The organism is Candidatus Binataceae bacterium (genome assembly GCA_035308025.1).
In the GTDB taxonomy this organism is placed as follows: Bacteria; Desulfobacterota; Binatia; order Binatales; family Binataceae; genus JAJPHI01.
Genome location: DATGHL010000012.1, coordinates 150458 through 169050 on the forward strand (window position 1 = coordinate 150458; position 18593 = coordinate 169050).

At 63.0% G+C, this 18593-nt stretch carries 17 protein-coding genes; 12 read left to right on the forward strand and 5 right to left on the reverse strand.

The genetic code is table 11. The features are described 5' to 3' along the window. Nucleotides 1-16 precede the first annotated feature (16 nt). Nucleotides 17-2887, reverse strand: coding sequence for an FAD-binding and (Fe-S)-binding domain-containing protein (locus VKS22_03460; protein ID HLW69660.1), 2871 nt, complete (start codon nucleotides 2885-2887; stop codon nucleotides 17-19). Between the two features lie 82 nt (nucleotides 2888-2969). On the opposite strand from VKS22_03460, the gene VKS22_03465 reads away from it, so the two are divergent. The 5 genes from VKS22_03465 (at nucleotide 2970) to VKS22_03485 (ending at nucleotide 8124) form a co-directional block, all read left to right on the forward strand. Next, nucleotides 2970-3518 (forward strand): hypothetical protein, encoded by a 549-nt coding sequence (locus tag VKS22_03465; protein HLW69661.1) that lies wholly within the window; start codon nucleotides 2970-2972, stop codon nucleotides 3516-3518. Between the two features lie 123 nt (nucleotides 3519-3641). Beyond that, nucleotides 3642-3929: a hypothetical protein gene (locus VKS22_03470; protein HLW69662.1), complete on the forward strand. Its 288-nt coding sequence runs from the start codon at nucleotides 3642-3644 to the stop codon at nucleotides 3927-3929. A 189-nt stretch (nucleotides 3930-4118) separates the two neighbouring features. Next, on the forward strand, nucleotides 4119-5417 hold the full coding sequence (gene asnS, locus VKS22_03475) for an asparagine--tRNA ligase (protein ID HLW69663.1): 1299 nt from the start codon (nucleotides 4119-4121) through the stop codon (nucleotides 5415-5417). Nucleotides 5418-5471: 54 nt separating this feature from the next. Then, nucleotides 5472-6836, forward strand: coding sequence for a hypothetical protein (locus VKS22_03480; protein ID HLW69664.1), 1365 nt, complete (start codon nucleotides 5472-5474; stop codon nucleotides 6834-6836). A gap of 742 nt (nucleotides 6837-7578) precedes the next feature. After that, complete coding sequence (locus VKS22_03485; GenBank protein HLW69665.1) at nucleotides 7579-8124, forward strand: hypothetical protein; 546 nt, start codon at nucleotides 7579-7581, stop codon at nucleotides 8122-8124. A 33-nt stretch (nucleotides 8125-8157) separates the two neighbouring features. Here VKS22_03485 and rpsU read toward each other — a convergent pair whose 3' ends face one another. Beyond that, the gene (rpsU, locus tag VKS22_03490; protein HLW69666.1) at nucleotides 8158-8355 is read right to left on the reverse strand and encodes a 30S ribosomal protein S21; all 198 of its coding nucleotides are present in this window, start codon (nucleotides 8353-8355) and stop codon (nucleotides 8158-8160) included. Nucleotides 8356-8447: 92 nt separating this feature from the next. Between rpsU and VKS22_03495 the strand changes: the two genes are divergently transcribed. Next, on the forward strand, nucleotides 8448-9218 hold the full coding sequence (locus VKS22_03495) for a glucose 1-dehydrogenase (GenBank protein ID HLW69667.1): 771 nt from the start codon (nucleotides 8448-8450) through the stop codon (nucleotides 9216-9218). 26 nt (nucleotides 9219-9244) lie between these two features. Here the strand turns inward: VKS22_03495 and VKS22_03500 are convergent, their stop codons facing one another. Next, on the reverse strand, nucleotides 9245-13162 hold the full coding sequence (locus VKS22_03500; GenBank protein HLW69668.1) for a DUF748 domain-containing protein: 3918 nt from the start codon (nucleotides 13160-13162) through the stop codon (nucleotides 9245-9247). Nucleotides 13163-13225: 63 nt separating this feature from the next. Beyond that, nucleotides 13226-14578, reverse strand: a complete 1353-nt coding sequence (gene miaB / locus VKS22_03505) for a tRNA (N6-isopentenyl adenosine(37)-C2)-methylthiotransferase MiaB (GenBank protein ID HLW69669.1) — start codon at nucleotides 14576-14578, stop codon at nucleotides 13226-13228. Nucleotides 14579-14693: 115 nt separating this feature from the next. Here miaB and VKS22_03510 point away from each other — a divergent pair, with 115 nt between their 5' ends. Together VKS22_03510 and VKS22_03515 are read left to right on the forward strand one after the other, a co-directional pair. Continuing rightward, a complete protein-coding gene (locus tag VKS22_03510; GenBank protein ID HLW69670.1) occupies nucleotides 14694-15380 on the forward strand; it encodes a 2OG-Fe(II) oxygenase in 687 nt (228 codons plus the stop codon). A 66-nt stretch (nucleotides 15381-15446) separates the two neighbouring features. Further along, the gene (locus VKS22_03515; GenBank protein ID HLW69671.1) at nucleotides 15447-15647 is read left to right on the forward strand and encodes a hypothetical protein; all 201 of its coding nucleotides are present in this window, start codon (nucleotides 15447-15449) and stop codon (nucleotides 15645-15647) included. A gap of 65 nt (nucleotides 15648-15712) precedes the next feature. Here VKS22_03515 and VKS22_03520 read toward each other — a convergent pair whose 3' ends face one another. Then, a complete protein-coding gene (locus VKS22_03520; GenBank protein HLW69672.1) occupies nucleotides 15713-16111 on the reverse strand; it encodes a PPOX class F420-dependent oxidoreductase in 399 nt (132 codons plus the stop codon). 197 nt (nucleotides 16112-16308) lie between these two features. On the opposite strand from VKS22_03520, the gene VKS22_03525 reads away from it, so the two are divergent. The 4 genes from VKS22_03525 (at nucleotide 16309) to atpH (ending at nucleotide 18548) form a co-directional block, all read left to right on the forward strand. Beyond that, nucleotides 16309-16887: a polymer-forming cytoskeletal protein gene (locus VKS22_03525; GenBank protein ID HLW69673.1), complete on the forward strand. Its 579-nt coding sequence runs from the start codon at nucleotides 16309-16311 to the stop codon at nucleotides 16885-16887. Nucleotides 16888-16974: 87 nt separating this feature from the next. Beyond that, nucleotides 16975-17436: an ATP synthase F0 subunit B gene (locus VKS22_03530; protein ID HLW69674.1), complete on the forward strand. Its 462-nt coding sequence runs from the start codon at nucleotides 16975-16977 to the stop codon at nucleotides 17434-17436. Beyond that, nucleotides 17437-18015, forward strand: coding sequence for a hypothetical protein (locus VKS22_03535; GenBank protein ID HLW69675.1), 579 nt, complete (start codon nucleotides 17437-17439; stop codon nucleotides 18013-18015). Then, nucleotides 18012-18548 carry an ATP synthase F1 subunit delta gene (gene atpH, locus VKS22_03540; GenBank protein HLW69676.1) on the forward strand — a complete coding sequence of 179 codons (537 nt, stop codon included), beginning with the start codon at nucleotides 18012-18014 and terminating at the stop codon, nucleotides 18546-18548. Before VKS22_03535 ends, atpH begins: the two co-directional genes overlap by 4 nt. Nucleotides 18549-18593: the final 45 nt, after the last annotated feature.

Here is an 18593-nt window from a genome sequence, read left to right on the forward strand (position 1 = left end):
AGCCGGTCTCGATTTTTCAGCCGTCCGTGAGGCCGGCGCTGCCCATCAGGTTCAAGGCCTGCGCCAGATGGAGCGGATGGCGGTCAGAGCAGAATTGCCGAATTTGCGTGCGGCAGGCAAATCCATCGGCGATGATCAATGTTTCGGGCGTGCTGCCGCGCACTGCCGGCATCAGCACACGCTCCGCGATCGTGCGCGAAACCTCGAAACGATCCTTGCCATAGCCGAACGCGCCGGCCATCCCGCAGCATCCGCTGTCAGGCGTATCGACGACCAGCCCGCGTGCACGTCCGAGCACGGCGAGTTCCGAGCCCATGCCGGCCAGCGCCTTATGATGACAATGGCCGTGGACCAGCGCTCGCCCTTCGTGCGCGGGCATCGCGATATTCGGCGCCTGCGCATTGATGAACTCGTCGAACAGCAAGGCCTGACTGGCCAGGCGGCGCGCCGCGCTGCTGCGCGGAAACATCGAGGGCAACTCGTCGCGCAAGGTGAGGAGACAACTCGGCTCGACACCAACGATCGGCGTCCCACTCTCGACAAAGGGTCGCAGCACGTCGAGAACTTCGACCAGCCGCGCCCGTCCCGCATCGAGCATCCCGGCTTCGTAGAGCGGATGGCCGCAGCATAGATCGCGCGCCGGAATGACGACGCGGAAGCCCGCCCGCTCCATCACCTCGGTCGCCGCAATCGCGACCGCGGGCTCGAAGAAATTCGTGAACGTGTCGGGGAACAGCACGACTGCGGGCGCCGAGGCGTTCAAACTTTGGCGGCGCGAAAACCAGGCGCGAAAAGTCTCGCGCGCGAAGACCGGCAGCGCGCGCTCACGATGGAATCCGAGCATCGCGCGCGAGAGCCCGGCCAGTGGGCCGCTCGAAAACAGATTCGCAATGCGCGGCGCGGCTGACGCTATCCGGGCGAACTCGTGGATATGGCCGAAGAAGCTCGCCTGCAGCGGCCGCCGATGGAGCTGGTAATAGTGCGAAAGGAACTCCGCCTTGTACGCCGACATATCGATCGCGGCGGGACACTCGCTCTTGCACGCCTTGCAGGAGAGGCAGAGTTCGAGGCTTTGGTAGAGCGTGTCGTCCGCGAGCCCGTCGCGCAGGCCGCCGGTCAGCGCTTCGTAGAGCAGGTGGGCGCGCCCGCGCGTCGAATGCATCTCTTCGCGCGTCGCCATATATGACGGACACATCGTGCCGGCGTCGGTCTTACGGCATTTGCCGAGCCCCACGCATTTGAGCGCCGCGCCCGCGAGTCCGCCCTCCGCACTGAAATCGAAGTGCGTGCGCAGGCTCGCCGGATCGGGCAGCGGACGGACGCGCAGATGGGCGTCGAGCGGCTCGGGATCGACGATCACGCCGGGGTTCATCCGCCCAGCAGGATCAAAGGCTCGTTTGAACTCGCGGAAAGCTCCGATCAACTCAGCGCCGAACATCCGCGGCAGCAGTTCGGAGCGCGCGAGGCCGTCGCCATGCTCGCCGGAAAGCGAGCCGCCGAACTCCGTCACCAGCTCAGCCAGATCGATCATCGCGGCGCGGAACTTCGCGATCCCGTCGGCGGTGAAGAAATCAAAGTTGACGCGGCAGTGAACGCAACCCTCGCCGAAATGTCCATAGTAGGTTGCGGCGGCGAGATCGTAGCGCGCCAACATCGGGACGAACCGCCGCAGAAAGTCACCGAGCCGCGCCGGCGGCACAGCGCAATCCTCCGCTCCCGGCCAGGTGCGCGGATGGCCGGGGATCAGCGCTCCGGCGCCGAGTCCGGATTCGCGAATCCCCCACACGGCGCGCTGCTCGGCCGCGTCCGTCAATACTACCGCACCGCGGCACGCTTTCACATTTGCGGCGCGCCGTCTGACCGTCTCGGCGACTCCGCGAACCTCGTCGGCGGTGGTGCCCGCAAGCTCCATCACCAGAAAGGCGCGGCCTGCCGGCAGCAACTCGACGGCCGCCATTCCCTTCGCCCGCGCAAAATCCGGTAGATGATGATCGAAGCCTTCAAGCGCGTCGGGCCGATACTCGAGCAGCCACGGCGTCTGATCGGCCGCGGCAAAGACGTCGTAGAAGCCCATCACGACGAGCGCGATCGCCGCCGGCGTCGGCACGAGATGCACCGTCGCGCTGAGTACGACGGCGAGCGTACCCTCGGAGCCAACGATCGCGCGCGCCAGATTGAAGCCGTTTTCGGGCAATAGCTGATCAAGATTGTAGCCCGAGACGCGACGCGGAATTTTCGGATAACGCTCGCGGACGCGATCGCCGTAACGTTCGGCTAGCTGATGCAGCGTTGCATCGAGTGCGATCATGCGGGCATCCGGCGGAGCGCTCGCCTCGCCGCCGCGCCGCGCGTCACCGAGCGTCAGCCGCGCGCCGTCGTAGAGCAGGACCTCAAGCGCCGCGACGTTATCGACTGTCTTGCCGTAGGCCGCCGAATGAGCACCGCAGGAATTGTTGCCGATCATGCCGCCGATCGTGCATCGATCCTTGGTCGTCGGATCGGGCGCGAAGAACAATCCATGCCCGCTTGCCGCCGCGTTAAGCTGCGCCTGCACGACCCCCGGCTCGACCGTCGCGAGCCGCCGCGCCGGATCGATCGCGCGGACGGCATTCATATATTTCGAGAAATCCAGCACGATGCCGTTGGTCGTGGTCTGACCGGCGAGCGCGGTGCCGCCGCCGCGCGAGAGAATCGGCAGGCCGTTCTCGCGCGCCAGCGCGACGGTCCGGATAACGTCGCCGTTGTGCCGCGGGATGACGACGCCCGCCGGCAGGCGGCGGTAGTTCGAGGCGTCGGTAGAATAGAGCGCACGGGCGGCCGCGTCGAAACGGACTTCCCCGTCAATCGAGCGGCGCAATTCGCCGGCCAGCACGTCAAGCGAAACCATCGCCGGGGATTCTAGTGCAGTCGCGCGCCGTCCACGATAGACTCAGCGCGCTCATTGGTTGCTCGGGCGCAGGAGCGATGTCGTGCCGAAATGGACTTTCCGCCGTGACCTTCAAGACGTAAGGCTGCGCAAGATTGCGCTCGCATTCTTAGTCGCGTGGGGCCTGACGATTTTCGTCGGCTGGCTGTTGATCGACGCTTCTGCCGCAACCCATCGGGTTGACTACGAGCGCGACGTCTTCTTCGCGTGGCTCGGAGAACTGCTTTTCTTCACCGTCGTGGGCCTGGCGATTTCGATTGTGTCGCTGGAAAAGCCCGAAAACCCTTATGCGAAGAGTCTCAATGACCGCATTAAAATCCTGTTCGGAACAACGGACATTCCGGATACGGTGCTCCACTACTACGCCCAGCAAATGGTAAAAATGGCGAGTTGTGCATCAACCGCCACACGCGAAATCGAGATTCGAGAGTACCGGAGCGATCTGCTTGCCTACGAAGTCGAGGTCTGTACCGACTACCAGATTAAAAACCTGTTGCAGGATCGCGAGTCCCTCAACGAATCGATGATTTTCTTGAAGCCTGACGAATTCGGGCAGGGCGAGCAGCGGCTCGGGACGGTTACGTCGATCTAACTAGGCGGCCAGGAACGGCTGCAAACCCCGATCCAGATTGGGCGCGACGGCTTCAACACCTCGATTTCCATCGGAATCGGCCCGCGAGCCACCACCCGGCTCAAATTCAAATACAAAATCTGGATGAAAGCGGGCGAAGAGCAGAGTGTATTCCCGCAGAGACTCGTCGAAACCTACACGATGAAAATCACGAGCCGCTGCAGTCCGGACCCGCAGGTAAAGGTCGGGGACTTCGAAGACCAGACGCTGCTGTTCGCGCAGCCCTTCGAGCTGCCCAAGGTTAACGCGGCCTCCCCAGGTGAAAAACTGTTCACCTTCGTGCTGAAGCCACCGCTGGAATCGCATGCCAATGCTATCGCGATGCGAACGCCAGTCCGCCGTGGAGCGCCGGAGCCGACGCAGTATCCGTGAACAAGGCGACCTTGCTCGCTGCGATCGCCGTTGCTAAACTATCGACTGGTGAAGGTCCATCCAATGCAAGGCGTCGAAAAGAGCGGCTAACTCAACCAAGGCCGAGCTTCTGCTAAACCGGCAGGAAGGCCCACACCGGTCGCGGGCAGCGCGTAGTCAGTCTCGCGTCAACCACCTAAACTGACCGGGATGACCATATCATATATCGAGGATCTTGGCCGTCACCTTGGCGACGAGGTCACGATTCGAGGATGGCTTTACAACCGGCGCTCGAGCGGCAAAATCCATTTTCTGCTCATCCGCGACGGCACCGGAATTTGCCAGTGCGTCGCCTCGATGGCCGATCTCGGCGCCGAGGCCTTCGCGCAGGCCGACCATCTCGGCCAGGAGACTTCGCTCGAAGTGACCGGTTTGGTGCGCGAAGACAAGCGCGCGGCGGGCGGCCGCGAGCTCACAGTCACTAACTTCAAGGTCTGCGCGCCCGCCCTCGATTATCCGATCACACCGAAAGAGCACGGGGTCGCCTTCCTACTCGATCAGCGTCATCTATGGATCCGTTCCTCGCGCCAGCACGCGATTTTGCGCGTCCGCAGTGAAGTCGAGGCGGCCTGCCGCGACTTCTTCCACGAGCGCGGCTTCGTGCTGTTCGATTCGCCGATTCTGACGCCCACCTCCTGCGAGGGCACCACCAATCTTTTCGAAATCGATTACTTCGGCGAGCGCAAGGCCTATCTCACGCAGAGCGGTCAGCTCTATGCCGAAGCCGGCGCTCTCGCCTTCGGCAAGGTCTATTGCTTCGGTCCGACCTTCCGCGCCGAGAAATCCAAGACGCGCCGCCATCTGACCGAGTTCTGGATGGTCGAGCCGGAGGTCGCCTGGTTCACGCTCGACGACGACATGCATCTCGCCGAGGAGTTCGTCGCTTACATCCTGTCGCGCGTACTCGATCGGCGGCGCGAAGAGCTGAAGGTGCTCGAACGCGACACGAGCAAGCTCGAATGCGCCGCGACGAAACCCTATCCCCGTATCACCTACGACGAAGCTATATCCCGCCTGAAGGCAAAAGGAATGATGGTTAACTGGGGCGACGACCTCGGCGGCGACGAGGAGACCGCGCTCTCAAGCGATTTCGAGACGCCCGTGATGGTCCATCGCTACCCGTCGGCCTGCAAGGCTTTCTACATGAAACGCGATCCCGCGCGCACTGAGGTTGCGCTCTGCGTCGATATGCTCGCGCCGGAAGGCTATGGCGAGATTATCGGCGGCGGCCAGCGCGAGGACGATTACGAGACCTTACGCCAGCGCATCGTCGATCACGGTCTGCCGCTCGAACCCTTCGACTGGTATCTCGACCTGCGCCGCTACGGCACGGTGCCCCACGCCGGCTTCGGCATGGGGATCGAACGGATGGTGGCGTGGTGCTGCGGTATACATCATATTCGCGAGGCCATCCCCTTCCCGCGCATGATGGAACGGCTCGAGCCGTGACCTTTCCCGAAGACCCCGAGAATACAAAGTGAGACAGATGAGGCAACAGCGAACATGACGAACCGTTTGGGAGCCTATGCGATCGTGATCGGCGGCAGTCTGGCCGGCCTGATGAGCGCGCGCGTCCTGTCTGATCACTTCGACCAGGTCACGGTCTTCGAGCGCGACGCGCTGCCCGACGGCATTGTCCTGCACAAATCTGTTCCGCAGGGCAACCATCTGCACGCGCTGCTGCAAGGTGGGCAGCAGGTCCTGGCGGCGCTCTACCCGGGCTTCACCGACGAGTTGTGCGAACTCGGGGCGGTCCGCTGGCGACCGGGGATGGACCTGGCTTTTTACTCCCCCGGCGGCAAATCCTTCAACCTCACCGGCTCAGTGCGCGAAGGACGCGACCTCGGCCTCGAGGCCCACAGCCAGAGCCGCGCCCTGCTCGAATCACTGGTGCGGCGGCGGACCGTAGCGATTCCCAACGTTAAGCTGGAGAGCGGCGTCGCCGTGCAGGCGCTGCCTTACGCCGACCGGCGTGTTCGCGGCGTCAGTTATGAGCGTGCAGGCGCCGCGCATTCGCTCGATGCCGACCTCGTGGTCGACGCGGGCGGCCGCGGCTCTCACGCTCCGCGCTGGCTGGCCGCGATGGGTTTTCCGGCGCCGCAAGAGACCACGATCGGCGTCGATTTCGCCTACACCAGCACGAAATTCCGTAAACCGGCAGCCTACGCCGAAGAACCCATGATCCTGATCGGCGGCCGCCCGCCACAGCAACCCGCCGGCGGCGGCATTTTCCAAATCGAAAATGACGTCTGGCACGTCAGCTTGGCCGGGCGCTTCGGCGACTACCCACCTATCGACGAAGCGGGATTTTTTGCCTTCGCCAAGGCCCTGCCCTCGCCGCGCCTTTACGAGCTGATCAAGGATGCCGAGCGCCTCGACGACATCACGCATCATCGCTTTCCGACCAGTATCCAGCGCCACTACGAACGGATGCCGAGCTTCCCCGAGGGCTTCGTAATAATCGGCGACGCGATCTGCAGCTTCAATCCGGTCTACGGGCAAGGGATGACCTCGGCCGCGCTGCAAGTGCGCGCTTTTCAGGAACTGTTGAGTGAACGCGTGACGCAAAATCAGGGAATCGAGGGTCTGGCGGGCGCATTTTTCCCGAAGGCTGCCGAGGTCATCAGCACGCCGTGGACGCTGGCGGCGAATTTCGATTTCGCCTATCCGCAGACGCGCGGCGAGCGCCCGCCTATGGTCGCCGAGGGTGCCCGCTACTTCGCAGCCCTCGACCTGCTCCAGGCCGAAGATGTCACCGTGCAGCGCGCAGTGCTCGAAGTCTTCCAACTCATGCAGCCGCTTTCCGCCCTCTGGGATGAGCCCCTGCGCAATCGCGTCTTTGCCAAATTGCAGACAATGGGCGACTGACTTAACGCCCGTCCTCGCCGAGTTGTCCACAAAATCAGCTCGGCGGGTTCGACAAAATAAAGTTATCACTCGACGGTAGACTGACCGCGTCAGCTTATGCCGAGATATTCATTTCTTTAATTTTACCAGCTCGCTGAATTCGGTCAGAAGAGCGCTATGCCAGTCCCAGTCCGGCACTTCGCGGAAAGCCTGATCGACAACAAATCGATGCCGTACAACGGCTTCCATAATCTGGAACGAGCGTTCAACAGCGGACCGCGGCCAGTTTTAGATATAAGCGTTTCTGATAATCTATCGCATCACGCGGCGGTTGATGCCGCGACGCGCTCGTCCCGATCTCGCTTGCATCAAAGCTGATTTCCACGAAACTCCGGTCGCAGCCCATTGCCGCAACTTTGCCCCCGCGCTAAACCACGAATCAGGGGCAGGCGCGGATTTGTTGGGAAACTCGGACGCGCGACGATGACGCAGGCGAGCTACCGGGTGGCGAAATCTACTGTGCGAGTGCCGGTGAAGTCGCAATCGGCAGTGTGACCGCGCGACCAACGGCTGTATCTAAAGGAGAGGCAATTTGCGGAACGGACCGTTGGTACGAAGAGGCGCGAAAGTCTCCCGTGTGACAATCGCAGCTTCATCAGCGTCTGCTGCGGCGAGCTCGAGCCGACTGTTCGGCCGGAAGGCGGCGCTAGCGTCGGACCCGATAACCACGCAAAAAACCCTGTTCAAGCCTTCGTGTGTGCATTTGGAATGTCGTCTGCCCATCAACCTGAGAGAATTTCTTGCTGACCAGCTCGGCACGGTTGTGGACGAGTCGGGCGCGACGATGCTCAACTTCGCGACCAACACCGAAGAGGTTACGCTGAGCAAACTGGCGCGCGCCATCCGGCGCTACTCGACCACCCGCGCGCATGAGTCCTGGGAGGAATGTGGAGTTCCCCTTGCGCGGTTTGACGATTCCCGTTCCGACGAGTCGCGTTCTGATGAGTCTAAAATTGGATCCGCCGAGATCGCGCTCTGCCTGGCTTGCGTGCGAGTCGAGTTTGGTGAAGGCGCCCTCGCGCGTCATCAGACCGCAGGCTGCGTTAGTCTGGCCCTCGCGCCGATGCGCATAAGCGGTGCTCGGGCTTCATCGGGTCGCTATGAAGTGTCGGTGGCGGACGAGATCCGCCAATCGATCGAGGAGTTTCGCCGGCTGCGCGCCGCCTTCGGCCTGCCGCACTTTGAGCTGGATTCCTACGTCCGCAACCAGCAACTGATTTTCACCTGGAGGCCGTTGCGCAAGCCGTAGACGGCCGGACCAAAGTGAAATCAACGACGAAAATTACATCGAAGAAGCGCGCCGGCGACGTTGCTCCTTGCGTCGGCGACGCTGAGCCTCGGCCCGCTTGCGCTTGCGCTTGACGCTGGGCTTCTCATAGAAAGCCCGCTTTTTCATCTCCTTGAACACTCCCTCCTTGGCGAGTTTGCGCTTGAGCACGCGCATCGCCTGATCGAGGGAGCCTTCGACTCTGATTTCCATAGTCCTCCGCCGTAAATTCAGCTAGACAGTCGAGGATAGGGGCGGCTCCCCTGACTGTCAACCGCAGCCCCGATTCCCGCAGGAGGCGAATGATGGACTTGGACCTGAACGGAAAAGTGGCGATGCTCACCGGAGCGAGTCGCGGCTTGGGGCGTGCGATGGCCCGGGCGCTGGCGGCTGAGGGGGTGCGGATCAGCATCTGCGCCCGTGGCGGCGAGGCGCTCGAAGCGGCGGCGGCCGAGCTAAAGACCGCCGGCGCGAGCGTGCTTGCCCAGGCGGCGGACGTCAACGACCGCGGTGCGATGGAAACCTGGACGGCGGCGACGGTCAGCGAGTTCGGCGGCGTTGATATCCTGATCAACAATGCCGGCGGCGCCAAGGTCGGCACGCTCAAACAGCTCGACGAAGAGGCCTGGCGTCAGGCCTTCGAGCTGAATTTCTTCTCGACAGTCCGGCTGTCACGGCTGTGCGCCGCCGCGATGGAGAAACGCGGCGGCGGCTCAATTATAAACATCAGCTCAGTCTATGGCCGCGAGGCCGGCGGGCCAATCAGCTACAACAGCTCGAAAGCCGCGATGATCTCCTTTACCAAGGGGCTGGCGCGGGAACTCGCCCCCAAGAACGTGCGGGTCAACTCGATCGCGCCGGGCTCGATCCTTTATCCGGGGGGTACTTGGGAGAATGTCTTCAAGGCCAATCCCGGCTTCGAGCAGGATTTCCTCAGCCACGAGTTTCCCGCCGGACGGCTCGGGCGGCCGGAAGAGGTCGCCTACGCCGTCGTGATGCTGGCGTCGCCGCGCGCAAGCTGGATCACCGGGGCCTGTGTGCCGGTGGACGGCGCCCAAGGCCGCTCGATCAATTAGTGGCTCCGTCGGAGATTACTCGGACTTTACTCCAGAGACAGATCAGCGCGGGTGGTCTTGCCCTTGTCTTTGATGTCGTTGGCGTTGAGCTTGGACGGCAGGATAAACAGGCGGGACGGCGCGATCTTCTGACTCAGCGCCGCGCGGACCGCATTTGCCCGCGCGTCGGCGAGCTGATGGAGGTCTTCGTCGCTCACTTTCTGATTGGCGATCAGGAGCTTTTTCATCTCGTCCGGCGGGAGCGACTTGGTCAGCCCGATAAGATCCTTCGGCTTCTCGAACTTGGCCGCCTTATAAACTTTCGCGAGGTACTTGTCGTAATCGTCCTTCGTCAGCGGCGTCTCGGCGCCGCTTTCAGACTCGCCCCCGGCCTTGAGCTGCTGTTCGCGCACCAGATGATCGACCTTGGCCTCGCGCAGTCCGTCCTCATCGACGCGCGGGTCGACCCGTCCGGAGATATCCAGCTTAAGCGACGGACGATCGGTCAGCGCTTTGCCTATGGTCGCGAGGCGGTTAAGGCTGTCCGGGGTCAGGACCGCGTAGCCCGGAGCGAACTCGATATAGTTGAGCTCCGCCCCGCCGTTGCTGCCGCCAACCGCCGCCCCGATCAGGCTGAAGGGCGAGGTCACCGCCTTAACCAGCAAGTTCTTGATCACCTGCCAGATGACGCCGCCAATACTGAATTGCGGATCGTTCAGCGATCCGGAAACCGGGATCGTCAAATCGATCGCGCCGCTGGAATCCTTGAGCAGCGCGACCGCGAGACGCACCGGCAGGTTGATCGCGTCCTTGCTTGCAACCTTGTCGCCGAAGGTGAGCTGATCGATGAAAATATGATTGGTCGCGGTGAGGTTCTGATCCTGCAGCAGATAATGCACGTCCACCGTCAGCGTGCCCTTGACAATCGGATAGCCGGTATACTTGGTCGAATAGGGCGAGAGCCCCGGCAGCTCGATCGCATCGGCTTTGGCGCCGAGATTAACGTACGCGAGCGGGGTGAGCGGGTTCACTGAGCCCTTGATATTGAGCGGCGCGCTGCCGTTTACCAGTCCATTCAAGAGCACGTCGGCCGGCTCTTTCGAGGAGGTGCTCAACGCGCCAATTTTGCCGCCGATCGCCGTGAGATCGGCGGTGTAGTGCGGCTGAATAAAATTGTCGGTGTAGTTGACGTGACCGCTCTGCAGCGTGATACCGCCAATCGCGATTTCCGCCGGCAGCGGCTTCGGCGCAGGCGGAGGCGTCGCGGCTTGACCGCCCCCCGGCGTCGGCGCCGAGGCCGGGGTTGGTGTCGGCGTCGGTGAGGGCGACGCTGGCACGGCGTTACTCACTCGGGTCAGCGACTTCGGCGCCTCCTGGGGACTCGAGACGATGTCTTTCAGATTCAGTTGGCCGTTACTATTGAGGATGATGCGCGAGTAGAACTTTGACAGCGCCAGTCCGCCGATGCGGATGCGCGGCTTGTCGCCGCCATACTCGGCCGCGATATGGCTGGCGCTGAACGAGTTCCAGCTCGCGAAGTTTTCCCGGGTGAGCTTATCGAGGAGCCTGACGCCGCCGAGTGTCAGATCGCCGCGATAGGCGGCCTTGAGATGGTCATGCTGGTTAGTCGCCGTCACCTGCCCGTTCATCGTCAGCAGCGCCGCCGCCAGTGTCGCGTTGAACTGGTTGCCGAGATAGGGATTCACGGCGGTCAGGTCTAGCCGCCTAGTCGCGAGGTTGAGCTTGGCGTCGAGCGGCGCAGGAATTGCCGTCCCGTCGATTTTGAAGCTGCCCTTGCCGTTGACGACGCCGTCGGCCTCGACCGCAATCGGCTTACTCATGTCACTCGAGATGGCCTTCAGGTTGAGGTCGAGCGGCACGACGTCGAGTTTCACCGGACGCGCCGCGCGCTCGTCGAGCGAGTGAATCTCGGCCTTGTCCACAACGACTGAATCGATTCGATACTGCCATTGCTGGGTGGAGCCCGGCGCGGGCGAAGATCCAGGCGATGCCCCCTGTGATAACACGGCGACCGGTTTTTTCACGACGCGCGTGAGCGCGCGCCGGGGCGCGCGCGCGGCGACGACCGGCGCCGGCGGCGCAACTGGTGAAGCTTGTGGCGTCGCACGGATCAACGATTGCAGGTTGAGCTGCCCCTGCTGGTCGCGCTTGACGAAGAGCTTGAGCCCGTCGGCAGTCACCGCGTTAATCACCGCCTGATGGGTCGCGAGATCAAGCTGTCCCACCGCGACGGCAAAGCGAGTCCACGCCAGCGGATTTTCGTTCGGATCGCCGCCGTGCAGCTCCAGATTGTCGATCGCCGCGCTCGCCGGCTCGACGTGAAGATTGACAGCGCCAGGAGCAAAGTCGGTCTTGACCGACGCGCTGGCGGTGAGTTTGCCGCCCGCCAGATCGCCGTTGAGGATCGGCGCAGCAAAGGCCTTCAACGCCGGCAGGTCAACCTGGTCGAGCATCGCCTCCGTCGTCACCCGATTGTGTGAGAGTTCGAGGCCGCCCTTTGCGGCGAGCGTGCCGCCGCCCGCAAAGTTCGCCTTCAAATCATAGGGGGCGGTGCTCTCGCCGACCGTGCGCAAATTGCCGAGCGTCGCGTGGATCGCATTCAGCGTCGCAACGGCCGGTGTTGGCTGGCTGCGATCGGTAACCTCGATCGCGCTGTCTGCCAGCTCAAACGATCCCAGCGCGAAATCCAGCGGCGCCTTGCCGCCCGGGGAAGCGCGCGGAGTCGGTGGGGTTGGCGACGCCGCCGGTGCGGCAACCTGGACTTGTGACGCGACCGGCGCCGCGGCGGCCTGGGGCGTAGGCGTCGCCGTCGGCTGAATCGACGGCGTGGGCGTTGACGACGGGCTCGGCGTGGCCGCCTTCGAGGGCTGCGCGGCGCTTCCGATGATCGGCGGCAGGTTCGTCGTACCGTCGGCGTTGCGCGTCAGATGGGCGTTCAGCGCATCGATATAGATCCGTTTCAGATGGATCACCCGCTCGAGCGGCTTGATCTGATCCAACTCCGTCGCCAGATGACCGAGGCTGAGCAAAGGCGCGTCGGCCGCGTCATGCAGTTCGAGCGAATCCAGGGCGAAACCGCCGTCCAGACTGATGTGCGGCTGATTCACGTCGTTAATGAAGTGCAGATGGAGGAGCGCCGAGAGCGTCCCCTTGGGCAGCTTGATCGGCAGCTTGACGGGGACGTAGGCAACGTAGCGCGGAAGGTCGAGCTGATGGAGACTCAGATCGACGATGGTTTCCTGGGTGTGCGCAAAGAGCTTGGCTTTGCCGTCGAGCCGGAAGGGACTGCCATCGACGACCATGCGGAGAAGCGGCTGGACGAAGATATTCACGTCGGCCGGAAGATTCGCGATAAACGGTACGCCCAACCGGATATGCTCGACGGTGTGGTGCTGCTTGAGCACCTGATCGTCAAGGTAGATCGCGCCGCCGGTCAGCTCGATATTCGACATCGCGAAGCGCAACGGCTTGCGCGCCGGCGGCTTGCGCGGCGGCGGACTCGGCTGGGCAATCAAATCCGAAAAATTGAAGACCTGCTCTCCTGTGCGCACCAGATGAAAGACCGGCTGCGTGAGCGTCACCTGACCGACGACCGGCGCGAGCCGTAGCAGCGACGACCATGAAAGCTTGACCCGCAGATGACCGAGATCGACAAACGGGAGTTGCGGATCACGATCACCGATGTGCAGTTGATCGATCGCGAGCCGCAGCCGATAGGGATTGAAGCTGATCTTGCCGACGGTCACCGGCCGATGAATCGCCGTCGCCACCTGACCGGTGAGGATACGGCGGAGCGCGTAGGGCACGCCGAAGAAGCCAACGAGACCATAGAGCATCAGAACGACCAGCAGCGTGATGGCGACGCGGCGGACCCAGCGCCGCTGACGCATCGGCGCGAACCGTTCACCGAGCCACTTGGCGATCGCCTGAAAAATTCCGTCCATCCGCAGCTACCGGAGGCCTAATGTCTTACGGCAACCGCGCGGAGTAAAGGACTCAGGCGGTAATCACTGCGCACTTGCGACGATCGCGCCCATCAGCGAATGGCCGGTCGCCGCTTCGACTCGGACCTGAACCGAATCGCCAGCGGAGATTGCGGCCGTCCCGCTAAACACCGCGGTCTTGAATTGCGGCGTCTTGCCCGCAAGCTTTCCGGCTCCGCGCCGCGCCGGACCCTCGACCAACACGGCAAAGTTATGGCCGATCAGGGCGCGATTACGCTCCAGCGCAATCTCCTCCTGAAGCGCGATGACCTCGGCGAGCCGGCGGCCCTTTTCGGCTTCGCTCACGGAATCACCCAGGCGATGGGCGCGCGTGTGCTCGCGCACCGAATATTTGAAGGAGAAAGCGGAGTCGAAGCGAATCGCGCGCAAGAGCTCGAGCGTAGCCGCGAAATCGCGCTCCTCCTCGCCGTGAAAGCCGACGATGATATCGGTCGAGAGCGCGAGGTCGGGGATCGCCGAGCGCAGTCGCGCGACGAGGTCGAGATATTGATCGACCGTATAGCCGCGCTCCATCGCAGCGAGCACCCGATCCGAGCCCGATTGCAGCGGCAGATGCAAGTACGGCTGCACCTTGGGTTCGCTCGCCATCGTGGCGATCAGCGCCGGCGTCATGTCGCATGGATGGGGCGAGGTGAAACGAATCCGCTCGATGCCGTCGACCTCCGCGAGCCGGCGCAGCAGCGCGGCGAAATCGGTCGCATCGTGGCGATAGGCATTGACGGTCTGGCCTAACATCACGACTTCCTTGACCCCGCGCGCGGCGAGCGCGCGAACTTCGCGGAGGAGATCAGCGGGCGGCACGCTGCGCTCGCGCCCGCGCACGTAGGGAACCACGCAGAAGGTGCAAAAGCGATCGCACCCGCGCATCGCAGTGACATAGGCGCGCACGCCTGACTCGTAGTCAGGCGAGATGTCGGCATAGGTCTCGCCGCGATCGAGCCGCACGTCAACTGCGAAGTCGGATTGCGCTGGGCCGGATTGGGCGCGGCCGAGCAGCTCGGGCAGCCGCCGATAGGTGTCGGGCCCGGCGACGAGGTCGAGCCAGGGCGCCCGCGCCATCAGGGCCGCGCGATTGTGCTGCGCCATGCATCCGAGCAGCCCGAGCTGGAGCTGCGGACGCGAGCCTTTGAGCCGCGCGAGGTCGCTCAAGCGGCCGATCACACGATCCTCGGCATGCTCGCGAATCGCGCAGGTATTAAGCAGGATTATGTCGGCTTCCTCGGGACGGATCGCCACCCCATAGCCGGCCTGGCGCAGCACCGCGGCGACCGTCTGCGAGTCGGCGATATTCATCTGGCAGCCGTAGGTCTCGAGATAAACCCGCGCCGCCTCGGAGCTAGTGGTAGTCTCAATCATCGATAAGGTAAGAATCTTAGGCGGTTTTTCGCCGCCTCGCAAAGCTGGCGCAGCGCAATTTGGGAGATTTCACGAAGCGCCAAACCAAGGGTTTAGATAGCCGTTGCAAGATTCATTGAACAAACTCGACTGGGCGCAGCTTCGCGTCGAGCTCGACGAACGCGGCTACGCGATGATCCCGCCGATCCTCACGCCGGGGGAATGCGCGAGCCTGATCGCGCTCTACGACCAACGCGACCGTTTTCGCAGCAAAGTCGATATGGCGCGACTGCGCTTCGGGCTCGGTGAGTACAAGTATTTTGCTGCGCCGATTCCGCCCCTGGTGGCAACTCTGCGCGCGACGCTCTACCCCGCCGTCGCCGCGATCGCCAACGACTGGATGGCCGCGCTGCGCAGCGCCGAGCGTTTTCCTGCCGCCCTCGACGTCTTCCTTGATCATTGCCATCGGAGCGGGCAGACCAAGCCGACGCCGCTGATGTTGCGCTACACGGCGGGCGGCTACAACTGCCTTCATCAGGACCTTTATGGCGAGGTCGTCTTCCCGCTGCAGTTCACCTTTATGTTGAGCGCCGAGGTGGATTACCGTGGCGGCGAGTTCCTCCTGATGGAACAGCGGCCGCGCGCACAATCGCGCGGCCATGCGGTCCGCCTGGAACTGGGCGCTGCGATTTTATTCGCGACCCGCTACCGCCCGATGCGGAGCACGCGGGGCTATTACCGAGTCAACGTCAGGCACGGGGTCGCGACGGTTGACGCGGGCGCCCGCTTCACTCTCGGAATCATTTTCCACGACGCGAAATAAACTAATTGTTCAGCGGCCCGCGATCGGTTGCGGCGACCGTCGCGCATGATTATCTGTTAAATTGATATGCCGCAGCGACGAGCCGCTTTCGAGCGCCTGGAGGCCAGCCTCCTCGCCTGTCCCAAATGCAAGCGCGCGGTGCCGGTGCGCAAGCGCCTCCTGCTGGTTCTGCCCGACGGCGACAAATATGAATACCTCTGCCCAGACTGCGGCTCTGAATGCGGCACCACCGTCGAGAGGGCCCCGACGGTGGGCCGATTGATTTAGCCCACGCCTCAGGCTGCGATCGCGGCCATCGGTCAGCGCCGAGAACAAAGAGATCAGTTAAACTATTACCCCATCGCCTGCGCCGACGCCGGCTCGATTTCGTACATCACACGGACGTCGCCCGGCTGGTGGAACGGATATTTGTCCTGGTCGAGGTACTTCTTGGCCAGGGAATCGATATGGGCGTTGGCGCCGTTCTCGGAGACGCTGACGATCTTGCCGCGAATCTGCAGATAACGGTAGGGATTTTCCGGGTCCATGATCGCGAGCGCAACCGGCGCGCCCATCCGCATCGTCTTCGCCTTGACGCGGCCGCGCGCCGTGTTGACGCGGATTTTGCCGCCGGTGTAGTCGAACCATACCGGGGTGACCTGCGGCGAACCGTCCTTCAGGACTGTCGCGATATTCGCGAAAGCCTTCTTGGCGCCGAGCAGGTCCAGGTAATTCTCGGGAATCGTTGCCATTACTAATCCTCCATTGGGGCAGCGTAACACAGATCATTCGGCGTTCGGCAGCAGCATGATCGCGTGTAGCAATTTGACTCGATCCAGCCTATGGTCTAATAGCGAATCAAGGGGGGAAGACCGGAGGCAGGCGGCTGGGTTGCGCGCCGATCCATCAGTGTTCCCGCGCCGTGTTTACGAGCAAGGAGTTCAGCACGATGGCATTATTCAATAACAAGGAACAGGATCGGAACGCGCGGGCGGAAGTTCTACCAAAGACCGCTCCGCTGGTGCAGGCTACACCCCCATCGGCCACCCCTGCCGTCGCGAGTAGCCCGGAGAAGCCCTCGATGCGCGCGGGCGTCGCGCCTTCCACCGCAGGCGCGTATCTCGACGGCGGATCGAAGATCAGCGGCAAGCTGTCCTTCGACGGCCCCAGCCGCATCGACGGGCAGGTGGATGGCGAGATTAACGCCAAGGACAGCCTGACAATCGGCGAGACCGCGGTCGTGACAGCGCAGATCCGCGCCGCCTCGATTGTGGTCGCGGGCAAAGTCAGCGGCGACATCTCCGCGAGCAACCGGATCGAGATTCGCCCTTCCGCCAGGATAATCGGCAATTTGGCTGCGCCCGTGTTGGTGGTTCATGAGGGCGCAACCTTCGAGGGCCATTGCTCGATGACGCCGGAGGGCGTGCGCGACGAACGCAAGGTGACGATGTTCCCGAAGGAGGAGCGGCTGAGCCCGGTGAATCAGGTGAGCCCGGTGAATCAGGCGGTCGGGCAAAAGCAGGCCTGAAGCCGTTTTTCACTTTTTCACTGCGCCAATAGTCTTGCTCCTCACATCGGCGTCAGTTACCGTCTGCCGGTGGAGTTGAGACTGTAAATGCATCTGCCGCCGGACTGGGGCATCCTCGGAACCCTGGTAATTTCGTTTCTGATCTTCTGGGTCATCTTCGGATGGCTTTTTTTCGGACCGTTTCTGCGTTTGCTGAGCGCTCGCGAACGCCGGCTGAACGAGTTGCACGCGGAGACCGAGCGGCTGCTCGGCGAGGAGCGCGAAGTGCTGGCACGTCGCGAGCACGAGTTGAGCGAAGTCCGGCGCGCCGCCTTGGCCTCACGCGAACAGGAGCGGCGGGCCGCGACCGAACAGGCGACGCACTTGATTGAAAACGCCCGCGCCGCGGCGCGGGACGAGCTGGAAAAGGTCCGCGCGGGAATCGACGCGGAATTCGCCGCCGCCGCGCAACAACTGGAAGAGCTAGCTGGCGCCCTGGCGACTGAGCTCGCCGCGCGCGTGCTCGAACGTCCGGCCGGCAATGGCTCGCAGCCCAGTCTCGACAATTAGATGAAACGCCAATCACTTCACACAATCATCGCGGTTGTGACGGTGCTGTTATGCCCGCTTTGCGCATTCGCCGCCGAAGGGCCTGAGGCTTCGGGGAGCTGGACGGCGCTGATCTTCTACGTCATCAATTTTGGGCTGTTTCTCTGGGTCATTCGCTACTTCGGCGGACCACAAATTTCCGCGTTTTTCACGAACCGCGCCAAATCGATCCGCGAAACCGCGAGCCGCTCCGAAACCGCGCTCAAAGACGCGCAGGCGCTCGCGCGGTGCGCCGCCGACCTGACTGCCGGGCTCGCGTCCGAGAAGAGCCGTCTGGCTGCCGATCTCGCGACCGAGACCGCGTTCCAAATCAAACATCTCGACGAACTCGCGCGGGAGACCGCCGAACGAATCAAGCGCGACAGTGCGATTAGCGTTAACGCCGCACGTGAGGGCGGTCAGCGACGCCTGCGCGAGGCGCTCGCGAGCGCGACCGCCCGTCTCGCGCTGGAGCTGGTCAAACGCGACTTCCAGCCGGCCGATCAGGCTCGTCTGCTCGATCGCTTCGTCGCCAAACTCGGCGAGGAGGCGCCTCGATGAGAAGCTCGAAGGTCGCCAAGCGCTACGCGCGGGCCATGCTCGGCCTTTCGAGTGACCCTGCACAGCTCGAAACCTGGGGTGCGGAGCTTGAAAGGCTAGCTCGGATTGTCGCGGCGCCGGAAATCAGCGTCGCCTTCGCGTCGCCGGAGATTGCGCCGTCGGCGAAGAGCGAGGCTCTGGCGAAAATTGGCGAAAAACTCGAGCTCAGCTATCCGATGCGCTCGTTCGCGACCGTCCTTGCACGCCACGGCCGTATCGATGATCTGCCGGCGGTCGCGGAAGCCTATCGGCGGATGCTCGATGATCTGATGGTGCGGGCGCGGGCAACCCTGACGTTTCCACAAGCCCCAAGCGACGAAACGCTAGCGCGAATTGTTGCGGGACTTGAAGCAATCTCCCACAAAAAAATCCTTCCAACCCTGAACCTTGACGCCGCGCTGATTGGCGGCGTGGTCGTTGAACTCGAAGGCAAAACCTACGACGGCAGCCTCGCAAGCCGGCTCGCGGAAGCGGCGCGCAGGCTCGCCGGCTAGATTTGCAGCCGATCAGAGATATTTTGCAGAAACTATTGGCGGACT